Raw genomic sequence first — 12,511 nt, forward strand, 5'->3', positions numbered from 1 at the left:
TTATTTTCGTCAATCTCGAGATTCCGGGTTCGCTCGCTGATGGCTCGCGCCCCGGAATGACCGTGAAAAATCAGAACGACAAGGACGATACGACCCGGACCTTCTGGCTCGGATCAAGCTTCTGCACGCCGAGCGTGACGATCTTCGCGCCCTCGTCGACGCCGCTGGCGATGATGACGCAATGGCTGTCGTACGACTTCACGACGACCGGCCTTAGGGAAATTGCGCCCTTGTCGTCGACGACGTAGAGCGAGGGATCGCCGCCCTGGTTGTACAGCGCCGACAACGGCAGCCGCGCCACGCGGTCGGACTGCGGATCGGACAGCGTCAATGTCGCGGTCATGCCGAGCGAGACGCTGTCTCCCGCCTCCGGCAGCGAAAACTTGGCAAGATAGGTTCGTGTCGCGGGATCGGCCGAGGGTGCGACCTCGCGCAGTTTTGCGGCATACGTCTTCCCGGCGTCCGACCACAGCGCGACCGTGGCAACGCCCGACTTGGCACGACTGAGAAGCGTCTCGGGGATCGCGACGACCGCTTCCTTCTCGCCAAGCCGGGCGACACGGACCGAGGCCTGGCCCGCGGCAACCACCTGGCCGGGCTCGATCGACGTCGCAGTGACAACACCACGGGTGTCCGCCACCAACGTTGCATAGGAAAGAGAGTTCTTGGTCAGTTCGACCGAGCGCTCGGCGCGATTGAGCCGCGCGCGGGCCTCGTCGCCTGCCGCCTTGGCGGAATCGAGCGTTGCATCGGTGGCCCAACCCTTGGCGCGGAGATCCTTGGCGCGCTGTTCAGCGGCGCCGGCCTGGGCCAGCACGCCGGTCGCAGCGCTGAATTCCGCCTCGGCCTGCTCGGCCTGCAATTTCAGATCGACTTCATCGAGCGTGGCGAGCGGCTGGCCGACATCGACCGTCTGGCCAACCTCGACCAGCCGCTTCGCCACTTTCCCCGCGACGCGAAAACCCATGTCGGTTTCGATCCGGGGCCTGATCGTTCCGACAAAGCTGCGCTCGGGGGATTGGGATTCATAATGGACGGTGGCGACCAAGACCGGCCGCGATTCCGCAGGCTTTTCAGCTACCGCGTTGTTGCAGCCGCCCAGGGCCACCGCCACGGCCGCCAGTGAAATTCCAGCTAAGAGCCTGGAATAGCTAGAAAAAATCCAACCAACCAGCATCACGCGCTCCTCTTGGCTCTCAGCCTGTGAGGAGTATCGATTGGTAACTGATAAAAGTCAATATTCGTTAGTCATCAGGAAAGCGTGATCGTTAACTCCGAATAACCGGTTCGGTGACCCCGAGCAGGCCGGTAGGGGGCAAGCGCCCCTTGGGACGCCTTAACGGAATTGACTAGGAAGCCTTCACCGAATTGGCGAACTCGGTCTTGCTCTCCTGGCCGCTGAGGAACACCAGAAGGCCGCCGATCAAGGGCAACACGGCGAGAACCAGTAGTCCGTTCTGGGTGTTGCCGGTTGCCTGCGTCACCCAGCCGATCAGGTACGGCCCACCGAAGCCCGCGAGGTTGCCGATCGAGTTGATCAGCGCGATCGCGCCCGCAGCCGCTGTCCCGGAAAGCCACGCGGTCGGCAACGTCCAGAACACGCCGAAGGTGCAGAACACCCCGACGGCGGCGATCGTCAGCACCGCTACGGTCGTGGAGGCGTCAAGGATGTAGCCAGACGCCGCCAAGGCGAGCGCGGTGAGCAGAAGCGGCGCGCCGACATGGACAACACGTTCCCGCGTAGCATCCGAATGCCGCGCCCAGAGAATCATCGCAATCGTGCCGAACAGATAAGGGATCGCGGTGACGAAGCCGGTCTGCGCATTCGTCAAGCCGAACGCCTTCACGATCTGCGGCAGCCAGAATTGCATGCCATAGAGCGCGCCGACGAAGCCGAAATAGACCAGGCTCAGCATGATCACTTTCGGCGACGACAAGGCCTCGCCCAGCGTCATATGTTTCGCGGCCTGCTTGGCGGTCGTTTCCGCATTGAGTTTTGCGGCAAGCCAGGACTTCTGCTCGGGCGAAAGCCAATTGGCGTGTTCAGGCCTGTCCGTGAGATAGAACCAAGTGACAATGCCGAGCAAAATCGAAGGAACACCTTCGATGATGAACAGCCACTGCCAGCCCTTGAGGCCCATCGCGCCGTCGAGCCCGAGCAGCAATCCCGACACCGGCGCGCCGATGACGGTCGAAACGGGAACGGCGATGGCGAAGGCGGCCAGAAAACGCGCACGATACTCGGCCGGATACCAATAGGTGAGATAGAGGATGATGCCGGGGAAGAAGCCGGCTTCGGCAACGCCGAGCAGGAAGCGCAGAATGTAAAAGCTCCACTCGCCGCTGACGGTCGCCATCAGCGCCGAGATGATGCCCCAGGTCACCATGATGCGGGCGATCCAGCGGCTGGCGCCGAACTTCTCCAGCGCAAGATTGCTCGGCACCTCGAAAATGAAATAGCCGAAGAAAAAGATGCCGGCGCCCCAGGCAAAGATCGTGGGCGAGAATTTCAGTTCCGCGTTCATGGTCAGCGCGGCGAAGCCGAGATTGACGCGGTCGAGGTAGGAAAAGAAATAGGCCAGCACCAGAAACGGAATCAGCCGCCACGAGATCGTGCGGATGGTCGATCGCTCCAGTTCGCTTGCGTTCGCACCGGTGACGCCTTGAGATGCGGCAGCCATGGATAGTCTCCCCCGAAATTATTGTTTTGTGCGTTTAGGCCCACGCCTCCCATACCATTCACCGCTCTCGCGCGGAATAGCCGAGCCGGGTAGCCGCAATGCCTCACTCGCCGAGCTGAAAACGCTCGAAGCGGTGCAGTTCTTCCTCGATTTTCCGCTTCAACTCCTTGCGTGGGCCCCTCGTGGCGCTCCCCACCCAATTCCATTTCTGCAACAGCAATTTCCCGTTCTGGCGATCGGTCTTGAGATCGAGCGCCGCCACGATGGCGTCCCCAACCAGGACCGGCAGCGCGAAATAGCCGAAGCGGCGTTTCTCCTTCGGCACATAGGCTTCGAAAAAATGCTCATAGCCGAAAATCAGCTGCGTTCGCTTGCGCTGGATAATCAAGGGATCGAACGGGGAAAGAACATGCACGCGCTCGCCGACGCCGTTCACGACGGTCTCGAGCGTCGCGGGCTCCGCCCAATGCTCCTGCTTGCCGGCGCCTTCCAGCGCGACGGCAACGAGCTCCTTGCGGCGAACGCGGGCCTCGATCAAACGCCGCACCGCCGCTTTGCTCGGCGCATCGAGATGGCAGATGGAATCGAGGCTGACCAGCCCCTGCGCGCGGAGGCCGCGATCCAGCAGATATCCGGAGATTTCGCGCGTTGATGCTGCTTTCGGCAACCGGTCCCAGCCAAAGTGCCGGTCCATCAGGTCATAGGTCTTGAGCATGCCGTTGCGCTCGGAGATGGTGACCCGCCCCTCATAAAAGGCGAGTTGCAGCGCCCGCTTCGACGGCTTGCGGCTTGCCCACGCATGCACCTTCTCGACCAGCACATCATCCTCGATGTCGCGAATGGTCAGTGCGCCGTCCTTCTTCAGAAGCCGCATCACCTTGCGCAAATCGGCGGGCTTTACCTCCTTGAACCATTTGTGCCCCTCGCGCCGATGCAGCTTCATCGCCGGAATAAAAAACCGGAAATCCTTCGCCGGCACGTAAGCCAGCGCGTGGGTCCAGTATTCGAACACGCTTTTGTCGATGCTCTGGGCGTGACGCAGATCGGTCCTGCGATAAGCGGGAATGCGGTTCCACAGAATATGATGGTGGCAGCGCTCGATCACATGGATGGTGTCGATCTGCACATAACCGAGATGCTCGACCGCCGCGGCCGTGGCTCGCGGGCCCTCGCCGAACGGCGCCTCGGAATCAAGCCGCTGGGCACGCAGCCAGATCGCTCTGGCGGCGGCTTTGGTCATCGGTATTGGCTTGTCGGCGGGCATAACCCAGCAACTTAACGGGATTCGCACATCTCAGGCAGGCCTTTTGGTCCGAAAGCTCTGGCGGCTCAGGGCTTGGCGCGATCGCCGATGCTGCCCGTCGCCGTCTCGGCGTCGCACACCGCCTTGCCGCGTTGCGGCGCCTTGCACCGGTAAACGCTGCCCGTGAGCCGATCGATCAGCCACACATTGTCTTCAAGCCCGCTTTCCATGCCGATGAAGCGCGTGCCCACGGCCGTCACCAGCGTCGACAGCAGGATTGCGGTCGCAATGATCGCCGAACCAACCAGCACGGCCGCGGAGGTTCCCGTCTGCCCTGGCATGGTCGGGCGATGCCCCTGATATTCGTTTGGCTTCTTTTGGGTCGGAAACAGAGACAGTTGATGGTACTCGCAGCATTCGCAGTCGCAGACCGGCCATCTTTAGAAACCCATCTGGCCAATTTTTTGTTCGCACCTCGGCGAACAAGCGACAGCTTTGCGATCCAGACATCAACTCCCGCTGAGCTTCGCAAGAGTCCAAGTCTTTTTCGCAATAGTCCAAGTTTTTTTTTGCTTCCTGGATTTGAACTGAAAGCGACGCGGCCATCACTAATTGTCGGTGTCGTAGCACGTCGCTTGTGACAAATATGCCACATGGACTGCTGCATGCGGGACAACGAAAGCGGCAGACACAACACAGATGAATTGGCGCCAGCGTGTTTTCCTCTTTTCGGTCCTGTTGCCCTTTGCGGGACTAGCCCTCAATCCAGCCCAGGCGCAGACCCGCGTCGGTGAAGCGGTTCTCGTGCAAAACCAGGTTGCCCGTGTCGCGGGCTCGCTGACCATGCCCATCGCCGTCGGCGACGGCCTCATGCGCGACGAGACCGTGCGTACCGGCACGGAGAGCGCGGCCAAGCTCGTGATGGCCGACAGCACCAATCTTTCGATCGGTCCCAATGCCTCGATCACGCTCGACCGCACGGTCTTCAACGACGAGCGTTCCTATCGCGAGATCGCCATCAAGCTCGCAACGGGTGCGTTTCGTTTCGTCACGGGCCACTCCGAGAAGGCGGCCTACACGATCAAAACGCCGATCGCGAGCATCGGCGTACGCGGCACCGTTCTCGATATTCTGTCGCAGCGGGGCAAGACCACCGTGGTGCTGCAGGAAGGCGCCTCGCGCGTTTGCGCCATCGGCGGCGCCTGCATTGAACTGACGAATCCGGGCGATACCGCCACCATCACGTCGACCGGCAATGGCGGCAAGACCACGATCAAGAAATCCGACTCCTCGAGCTGGACGTTCGCCGGGAACTGCACGGCGGCGCCGGGGCTTTGCAGCGTGACACAATTTGCCGAAGCCGCTCCGCCGCCCGTCGACAGCGGCCCCGTCGAAACCAGCGCGCTGTGTGGACGCTGACGATGGCCGCATCCCCACGCAAATTCGACGCCAGGATCTTCGTCGCCGCGGTGCTTTCCGGCGTTTCCCTCCAGGTGCTGATGCTTCCGCCGGCGGCAAAGGCCGCGGGGTACTGCCTCAACAACGGAGAAGGCCCCTGCTACAATGATTCAGGTTCCAGCAGCGGTTCGATCAAAGGGGTCGTCGATCAGCGCTTCAACCAGATCATCACCAACCGTGTGCTCGGCACCGTGTTGCTCGGCGTCAACGAACAGATCAATTGCAGCGACTGCGTGAGCGCGTTCGGCTCCGCCGGGTCGTTCTCGGCCGGCATTCACGGCCGCAAGGAAATCACGAATAACCTGTCGCTTCTGGCAGGCCTCGCCTATACCCAATACGGCGAGAGCGGATACAAGGTGACCGATGCGCCGATCGGTGCTTTCGCGTTGCGCTACGATTTCACGGATTGGGGCTCCTCGCGACCGTTCTTCGATGTCGGCACCATCCTGACGCCCTTCGAAAAGGTCAGCTACAGCCGCAGCTACAGTTACACGACAGCTTTCGGCCCCGCTGCGCCGCCAAGCATTGCGCTGCAGAGCTCGACCAATGCCAGCGAATATAGCGTGTACGGACGGGCCGGCTGGATCACCCGGCTATCGCCACGCGACGAACTCGCCGCGTCCGTCGAGGTCTGGCAGTTGTGGCAAAGCGTGAGTGGCTACAGCGATCCGAACGCCGCTTCCAATGCATTCAGCGCGAACGTCGCGGGCGGCACCGACCGAACCAATCTGGCCAAGATCGGCGCGCAGTGGACGCATCTGTTCGGCGACAATATCGAAACCAATATCAACGGCGGGTTTGTGCAGTCGTTCGCAAACCACTCCGGCCTCGTTGCCACTGTTACCGGCGAGGATGGTCTGGTGGCGCCCACAATCGGAAACCAGAGCTGGTTCGAATATGGCGGCCGGGTTGGATTCCGCATCACCAAGGGCTGGGTCGCCGATCTTTTTGTCAACGGCACGTTAGGGCCGCAACCCGTCGGCAACACGATTCACGGCGGCGTCGGGCTGCGCGTGAATTATTGAATCGTCGGCGATATCGGTCCTCGATCGCTTGCGTGAAGTGAATCACGTGATTGGAATTGAACCTCTCCTGCCGTCGGAGCATCCAACCGAACGTAATGGCGAGGATCAAAACCCATGAACGGCTTTCCCGGAATTTCCCGCAGCTTGGCGATCGCATTCGGCGCCGCGCTGATGACGGCAGGCACGGCGCTTGCGGCTGACGTCTTCGCGGAGCAGATCGTCAATGCGCTGCAACCGACGACACTGACCCGCAGCCTTTCGGCCGACCGGCCCGATCCCGCGGTCCAGACCCGGGAAGACAGCTTCATCAATAGCGTTCGCAACCGGAAAACCCGCTCGCTTTCGCTGGGCGAGCGCGACGGGATTGCGGAACTTGCGGCTGCAAAGCCCAAGATCGATCTCGATATCCAGTTTGAATATAATTCTGCGAAGATCAGCCAGGCCTCGCTGCCCGCCGTACAGGAACTCGGCAAGGCGCTTTCAAATCCGGCGTTCAAAGGCTCGACCTTTGTGGTGGCCGGTCACACCGACGCCATCGGCGGCGAAAGCTTCAATCAGGATCTTTCCGAACGCCGCGCCGATACGATCAAACAATATCTCAGCGCGAAGTTCGGCATCGCCGGGAGCGATCTCGTCGCCGTCGGCTATGGCAAGACCCGGTTGAAAGACCCCAACGCGCCGGCCGCGGCCGTCAACCGCCGCGTTCAGGTCGTCAATCTCACCGGGCAAACCGCATCCAAATAATCGACGCCGTCCAATTGCCGCCCACAAGAAAAATGGCCGGGCAAAGCCCGGCCATCAGTCAAAACCTGGATCGTCTTGTTATTATGTCGAGATCGGCGTTGGCATGGTCAGGAACGCCTTGGTCGCGTGCCAGAACAACTGCCGGTTCGTGGCCAGCACAACCGAGTGCGCCACGCCGGGCAGGATGATCAATTGGCGATCGCCGTTGGGCAATTGTCCGTAGAAATCCTGCAGGTCCGCAACGGTAGAATTTCCGTCATATTGACCGCTGATCACCAGCGTCGGCACGACGACCTTCTTGGGATCGACCTGCGGCATCTTGGACGTCATATCGAGGTAGGTGCCGGTCGGAACCTGATCGCCGAACGGCATCTCGGCGTCGGCCAACGCCTCGACAGCGGCGAGTTCGCTGGTGCCCGGCTTGTCGCGGGTGGCGATCGAGCGGATCATCTCGCGATCACGCTTGCGCATGTTGTGCGTGCGATAATAGTCGAGCTGCTCGGCACGCTTGACAAGGGTCGGTGCACCATCGCCCTTGTAAGTGAAAGCGGCAAGCACCAGACGATCGACGCGGTCGGGTTGGACTTCCGCAAAAGCGCCTGCACGGATCGCGCCAGCGGATTCACCGAGGAAGTGATACTTCTGCCGTCCGGTTTCCTTGGAGAGGACGTCGAGCGCAGCCTTGAGATCTTCGACACCGCTCTTGATGTCGGAATTGCCGGAGGTCCGGCCCGACTTGCCGTAGTTCTCGTGATCCATGGTCCAGCAATCGAAGCCGTAACGAGCGAACTCGTCCATCACGGAGTATTCGCCGCCACCTTTGACGTGAATATCGAAGCAGCGCGATGTCACCGACGAGCCATGCACGAAGAACAGCACCGGCTTGGAAGGCTCGCCGGCTTTCGGCGCGCCAACGCGCTTGCGGAACATCCACAACGGCACGTCGCCCTTCTTCGCCCAATATTCGCTGCTCCAGATCTCGCCGCCTTCGGTGGCAGCGCTCGCGCTTGGCGCGGGCAGCGTCGCCGACAGGCTTCCCGCGACAAGGCCGAGGCCGGCGCCCTTCATCAGGGTGCGCCGTCCGAGCGGTTGATTGACGAGTTGGTCGTTGGATTGCGTCACGATTCCTCTCCGAAGTTTTTGATCTTTGAATTTGGTCTTTGAATTTGATCTTGGAATTTGTATCGCGAAGTGCGGTGATGCGATTTTCATCTAATGAAATCGCATACTTATGAATCCATCAGCAATCTAGCAGACAGCTGAAAGCGCCGGAAGCTATTCCGCGCTGCGGAGCATGGCCGCAGCTTCGCCGCGCGGTAACGACGTCGTGTTTGACCGACGGTCCAGGCGTTAACTGGCGTTGGGATCGCGGTGCACGGGATCGACCCACAGCACCTTTTCCGGCTTCTCGACCGGCTCGATGTCGAGGTTGATCGCGACCGCCTCGCCGTCGCTGCGCACCAGCACGCACTCCAGCGCCTCATCGGGACTGGCGTTGATTTCCTGATGCGGCACGTAAGGCGGCACGAAAATGAAATCGCCGGGATTGGCTTCGGCGGTGAATTCGAGATGATCGCCCCAGCGCATCCGCGCCTTGCCCTTGACGACGTAGATGATGCTCTCGAGGTGACCGTGATGATGCGCGCCGGTCTTGGCGTCCGGCTTGATGGTGACGGTGCCGGCCCACAGTTTCTGGGCGCCGACGCGGGCAAAATTGATCGCGGCCTTGCGGTCCATGCCGGCGGTCGAAGGCACGTTGGGATCAAGCTGATTACCGGGAATGACGCGAACGCCATCGTGCTTCCAGCGGCTCTCGCCGTGGTGATGTGAATGCCCAGAATGGTCGTGATCGTGCGATTTCGACATGTGGGTGCCTTCCGGTTAAATCCCTGGCAAAAACGCTGGCCGAAAACCGCCGCCGCTACCTGAGCGACCGCGGGCGCGTCAGCCCTTCACGTTGAGCAATTCGACGTCGAAGATCAGGGTCGCATTCGGCGGAATGACGCCGCCAGCGCCGCGCGCGCCATAGCCGAGCTCGGGCGGAATGATCAGGGTGCGCTTGCCGCCGACCTTCATCGACGCAACGCCTTCATCCCAGCCGGCGATCACCTTGCGCTGTCCGACCGGAAATTCCAGCGGATCGTTGCGGTCGACCGAAGAGTCGAATTTCTTGCCCTTCTGGCCATCCTGATAGAGCCAGCCGGTGTAATGTACGACGCAGATCTGGCCGGGCTTGGGCGTCGCGCCGGTACCAACCTTGGTGTCGATGATCTGAAGTCCTGAAGCTGTGGTCATGGCTTTTCCCGGGGTTTGCGCCATCGCCGATGTCGGCATCGAGACTGCCGATACGGTCAGAACCGTCAACGCAATGGCGGCCAAAGTGGAAAACGTCGTGCGCATGGTGGCTTACCTTTTCAAAACGATCGGGCGCCTGTCTATCCCAACGCCCCCCGCAAGACCAGCGGGGTCGATCCTTTAATAGCCGAGCGCGCAGCCGTCCTTGCGGGGATCGGAGCCGCCGGTCAGCGTTCCCTTCTCCCAGTCGATCCAGATCGCCTGACCGCCGCCGAGCGGAGGAATAACCTTGGTGGTCTGGTGCCCGAGCTTCTGCAGGCCCGCGACGATCTCCGCCGGCACGCCGTCTTCAAGCTGATAGACGCCTTCGTAATGCAGGCCGCGCGGCATATCGATCGCCTCCTGCACATCGCACCCGTAGTCCACGACGTTGGTCAGCACGTGGGTCTGGCCGACCGGCTGGTACTGACCGCCCATCACGCCGTACGGCATGACCGCGCGGCCGCCTTTGGTCGCCAGCGCCGGCATGATCGTGTGCAGCGGACGCTTGCCAGGCGCGATGCAGTTCGGATGGCCGGGCTCGACGCGGAAGCCGGCGCCGCGATTCTGGAACAGGATGCCGGTCTTGTTGGAGACGATGGCGGAAGCCCAGGAATGGGCGACCGAGTTGATAAACGAACAGACGTTACGGTCCTTGTCGACCACGGTGATGTAGACCGTCGACGGATTCATCGGCGGTGACACCTTCGGCAGGTCCAGCATCCGGTCCATGCGGATCTTGCCGACATATTCGTCGGCGTAACTCTTCAGGATGCCGGCGACATCGACGTTGGCGAAAGCAGGATCGGCGATGTTTTGCTCGCGCATCATGTAGGCGACGCGCGCGGCCTCAGCCTCGAGATGGAAACGCTCGATGCTCATTGGCGCGAATTTCGTGAGATCGAAGTGCGAGAGAATGTTCAGCATCACCAGCATGGTGATGCCCGGTCCGTTCGGCGGGCACTGCCAGACATCGAGACCTTTATACATGGTGCCGATCGGCACAGTGGTTTCGGTCTTGTGGGCGGCGAAGTCTTCCAGGGTGTGCAGACCACCAGCGGCCCGCAGGGTCTCGACCATGTCTTCAGCAATCGCGCCCTTGTAGAAGGCGTCAGGTCCGCCCTTGGCGATGGCGCGCAGTGTCTTGCCAAGCTCCGGCTGCCTGATGACGTCGCCCGCGACGGCTGCCTTGCCATGCGGCAGCAGATAGCGCTCGGTGTTGATGCCCTTCTTCAGCTTCTCGAACCCGTTCTTCCAGTCGAAGGCAATACGGGGCGCAACGACATAGCCTTCTTCGGCAGCCTTGATCGCGGGCTGGAACAAAGTGTCGAAGCCAAACTTGCCGTGGTCGCGCAGGATCGTCGCCCAGAAATCGATCGCACCGGGAATGGTGACCGCGTGCGCCGAGGTCAGCGGGATCCCCTTCATGTTGCGCTCGAGATACCACTCGGCCGTCGCTGCCTTCGGCGCGCGGCCGGAGCCGTTATAGGCAACGATCTTGCCCTCGCCTTTCGGCTGGATCAGCGCGAAGCCGTCACCACCAATGCCGGTCGATTGCGGTTCGATCACCGCCAGCAGCGCGGAAGCCGCGATCGCCGCGTCCGCCGCGGTTCCTCCGGCTTTCAGCACCTCGATGGCCGCAAGCGCCGCCTGTGGGTGGGATGTGGCCACCATGGCGTTCTGGGAATGGACCGTCGACCGGCCGGCGAGATGGAAATTTCTCATAAGAAATGGCTCACTTTGTCGCTAGTTAAGCTGATTTCCGGGGTTTGATTTGGGGGTTACTTGGCATACTCAATGCCACCTGCGCAATGCTAGATGATGCATATGTCGAGGGTCACCCCTGCCCTTCGCAACCACCCCCTGGCTGGTGGAGTGGATTTGACATTCGCCACCACCCGCCGCGAACTCGCGACGCGAATGTCAAATCCGAAAACTCCACCAGTAACCTATATTTGCTAGTGGTCCTTTTGATTCTAACATTCGCAAAAGTGCCAGCTGAGAAGGAATGCGAATGTTAGAATCGGACCACTAGACCGCCAACATGCCAACCAAGGTAGCCGCCTTTTACCAATTCGCATCCCTGCCGGACTTCCGCGAACTGCGCGAGCCGCTGCGGACGCTGTGCGCCGATCTCGCGCTCAAGGGCAGCGTGCTGCTGGCGCATGAGGGGATCAACGGCACGCTTGCCGGCGGGCCTGAGGCGATCGACGAGTTCGTTGCCGCGCTGCGCCACAGCGATCTGTTTGGCGGCCGCCTCGACCATCTGGAGCTCAAATTCTCCAACGCGGCGTCTATGCCGTTCGGCCGCCTCAAGATCCGGCTGAAAAAGGAGATCGTCACGTTTGGCGATGAGTCCGCCGATCCGACGCGGCAGGTCGGCACTTATGTGGAGCCTCGTGACTGGAACCAACTGATCGGTTCTCCCGATACGGTGCTCATCGACACACGCAACGCGTTCGAGGTTGCGATCGGCACCTTCGAAGGCGCCACAGATCCGGCGATTGCAAGCTTCGGCAAGTTCAAGGATTTCGCCGCCCACCATCTCGATCCGGCGCGACATCGAAAGATCGCGATGTTCTGCACCGGTGGCATCCGCTGCGAAAAGGCTTCGAGCTATCTGCTCGCGCGGGGTTTTACCGAGGTCTATCACCTCAAGGGCGGCATCCTGAATTATCTCGAACATGTTCCCGAGGGTGAAAGCCGCTGGCGCGGCGAGTGTTTCGTCTTCGACGAGCGCGTCGCGCTTGGTCACGGCTTGCGCGAGCGTCCCGCGGAGCTGGAAAGCCAAACGGAGCTCGAAAGCAGTGAGTGACCTCAAAGCACTCGGCGAACGCATCGATCTCCTGGAGTCGCGGCTGGCGTTTCAGGATGATACCATCGAGACGCTGAACAAGACCGTCACCGAGCAATGGACGAAAATCGACGCGCTGACGCGCCAGCTTGTGGCTCTCCGCGAACGGTTGCAGGAAGCCGAAAGCCAGGTGCCACGGCCGGCGAACGAACCGCCGCCGCATTACTGAGAA

The 12,511-nt window shown here is 61.2% G+C and carries 13 protein-coding genes; 5 read left to right on the forward strand and 8 right to left on the reverse strand.

Annotated elements, in window-relative coordinates:
- Positions 1–70 precede the first annotated feature (70 nt).
- The 4 genes from BUA38_RS05475 to BUA38_RS05490 all read right to left on the reverse strand — a co-directional run bounded on the left by BUA38_RS05475 (position 71) and on the right by BUA38_RS05490 (position 4,265).
- A complete protein-coding gene (locus BUA38_RS05475; RefSeq protein ID WP_072817051.1) occupies positions 71–1,177 on the reverse strand; it encodes an efflux RND transporter periplasmic adaptor subunit in 1,107 nt (368 codons plus the stop codon).
- A 172-nt stretch (positions 1,178–1,349) separates the two neighbouring features.
- Complete coding sequence (locus BUA38_RS05480; protein WP_072817052.1) at positions 1,350–2,681, reverse strand: MFS transporter; 1,332 nt, start codon at positions 2,679–2,681, stop codon at positions 1,350–1,352.
- A gap of 103 nt (positions 2,682–2,784) precedes the next feature.
- Positions 2,785–3,945, reverse strand: coding sequence for a winged helix-turn-helix domain-containing protein (locus BUA38_RS05485; RefSeq protein WP_072817053.1), 1,161 nt, complete (start codon positions 3,943–3,945; stop codon positions 2,785–2,787).
- 65 nt (positions 3,946–4,010) lie between these two features.
- Positions 4,011–4,265 carry a hypothetical protein gene (locus BUA38_RS05490; RefSeq protein WP_072817054.1) on the reverse strand — a complete coding sequence of 85 codons (255 nt, stop codon included), beginning with the start codon at positions 4,263–4,265 and terminating at the stop codon, positions 4,011–4,013.
- A gap of 358 nt (positions 4,266–4,623) precedes the next feature.
- Between BUA38_RS05490 and BUA38_RS05495 the strand changes: the two genes are divergently transcribed.
- The 3 genes from BUA38_RS05495 to BUA38_RS05505 all read left to right on the forward strand — a co-directional run bounded on the left by BUA38_RS05495 (position 4,624) and on the right by BUA38_RS05505 (position 7,151).
- Positions 4,624–5,343: a FecR family protein gene (locus BUA38_RS05495; RefSeq protein ID WP_072817055.1), complete on the forward strand. Its 720-nt coding sequence runs from the start codon at positions 4,624–4,626 to the stop codon at positions 5,341–5,343.
- A 2-nt stretch (positions 5,344–5,345) separates the two neighbouring features.
- Positions 5,346–6,407: a hypothetical protein gene (locus BUA38_RS05500; RefSeq protein ID WP_072817056.1), complete on the forward strand. Its 1,062-nt coding sequence runs from the start codon at positions 5,346–5,348 to the stop codon at positions 6,405–6,407.
- A gap of 114 nt (positions 6,408–6,521) precedes the next feature.
- Entirely contained in the window at positions 6,522–7,151 is a 630-nt protein-coding gene (locus BUA38_RS05505; protein ID WP_072817057.1) for an OmpA family protein, read from the forward strand.
- Positions 7,152–7,232: 81 nt separating this feature from the next.
- On the opposite strand, the gene BUA38_RS05510 is transcribed toward BUA38_RS05505, so the two are convergent.
- The 4 genes from BUA38_RS05510 to ggt form a co-directional block, all read right to left on the reverse strand.
- Positions 7,233–8,273 (reverse strand): alpha/beta fold hydrolase, encoded by a 1,041-nt coding sequence (locus tag BUA38_RS05510; RefSeq protein WP_244553199.1) that lies wholly within the window; start codon positions 8,271–8,273, stop codon positions 7,233–7,235.
- Positions 8,274–8,501: 228 nt separating this feature from the next.
- Positions 8,502–9,017: a cupin domain-containing protein gene (locus BUA38_RS05515; protein WP_072817058.1), complete on the reverse strand. Its 516-nt coding sequence runs from the start codon at positions 9,015–9,017 to the stop codon at positions 8,502–8,504.
- Positions 9,018–9,095: 78 nt separating this feature from the next.
- The gene (locus tag BUA38_RS05520) at positions 9,096–9,485 is read right to left on the reverse strand and encodes an FKBP-type peptidyl-prolyl cis-trans isomerase (RefSeq protein ID WP_425304967.1); all 390 of its coding nucleotides are present in this window, start codon (positions 9,483–9,485) and stop codon (positions 9,096–9,098) included.
- A 141-nt stretch (positions 9,486–9,626) separates the two neighbouring features.
- Positions 9,627–11,210, reverse strand: a complete 1,584-nt coding sequence (gene ggt / locus BUA38_RS05525) for a gamma-glutamyltransferase (protein WP_072817060.1) — start codon at positions 11,208–11,210, stop codon at positions 9,627–9,629.
- A gap of 319 nt (positions 11,211–11,529) precedes the next feature.
- Between ggt and BUA38_RS05530 the strand changes: the two genes are divergently transcribed.
- Together BUA38_RS05530 and BUA38_RS37465 are read left to right on the forward strand one after the other, a co-directional pair.
- Complete coding sequence (locus BUA38_RS05530) at positions 11,530–12,300, forward strand: rhodanese-related sulfurtransferase (protein WP_072817061.1); 771 nt, start codon at positions 11,530–11,532, stop codon at positions 12,298–12,300.
- A complete protein-coding gene (locus tag BUA38_RS37465) occupies positions 12,293–12,508 on the forward strand; it encodes a SlyX family protein (RefSeq protein ID WP_072817062.1) in 216 nt (71 codons plus the stop codon). The genes BUA38_RS05530 and BUA38_RS37465 overlap by 8 nt, the downstream gene beginning before the upstream one ends.
- The last annotated feature ends 3 nt before the right edge of the window (positions 12,509–12,511 follow it).

This window comes from Bradyrhizobium erythrophlei (assembly GCF_900142985.1).
Classification (GTDB): Bacteria; Pseudomonadota; Alphaproteobacteria; order Rhizobiales; family Xanthobacteraceae; genus Bradyrhizobium; species Bradyrhizobium erythrophlei_B.

What these genes read in the sequence shown, in the direction of transcription:
- BUA38_RS05475 (WP_072817051.1), bottom strand. Translation starts at nt 1,177, where the DNA reads ATGCTGGTTGGTTGGATTTTTTCTAGCTATTCCAGGCTCTTAGCTGGA.
- BUA38_RS05480 (WP_072817052.1), bottom strand. Translation starts at nt 2,681, where the DNA reads ATGGCTGCCGCATCTCAAGGCGTCACCGGTGCGAACGCAAGCGAACTG.
- BUA38_RS05485 (WP_072817053.1), bottom strand. Translation starts at nt 3,945, where the DNA reads ATGCCCGCCGACAAGCCAATACCGATGACCAAAGCCGCCGCCAGAGCG.
- BUA38_RS05490 (WP_072817054.1), bottom strand. Translation starts at nt 4,265, where the DNA reads ATGCCAGGGCAGACGGGAACCTCCGCGGCCGTGCTGGTTGGTTCGGCG.
- BUA38_RS05495 (WP_072817055.1), top strand. Translation starts at nt 4,624, where the DNA reads ATGAATTGGCGCCAGCGTGTTTTCCTCTTTTCGGTCCTGTTGCCCTTT.
- BUA38_RS05500 (WP_072817056.1), top strand. Translation starts at nt 5,346, where the DNA reads ATGGCCGCATCCCCACGCAAATTCGACGCCAGGATCTTCGTCGCCGCG.
- BUA38_RS05505 (WP_072817057.1), top strand. Translation starts at nt 6,522, where the DNA reads ATGAACGGCTTTCCCGGAATTTCCCGCAGCTTGGCGATCGCATTCGGC.
- BUA38_RS05515 (WP_072817058.1), bottom strand. Translation starts at nt 9,017, where the DNA reads ATGTCGAAATCGCACGATCACGACCATTCTGGGCATTCACATCACCAC.
- BUA38_RS05520 (WP_425304967.1), bottom strand. Translation starts at nt 9,485, where the DNA reads ATGCCGACATCGGCGATGGCGCAAACCCCGGGAAAAGCCATGACCACA.
- ggt (WP_072817060.1), bottom strand. Translation starts at nt 11,210, where the DNA reads ATGAGAAATTTCCATCTCGCCGGCCGGTCGACGGTCCATTCCCAGAAC.
- BUA38_RS05530 (WP_072817061.1), top strand. Translation starts at nt 11,530, where the DNA reads ATGCCAACCAAGGTAGCCGCCTTTTACCAATTCGCATCCCTGCCGGAC.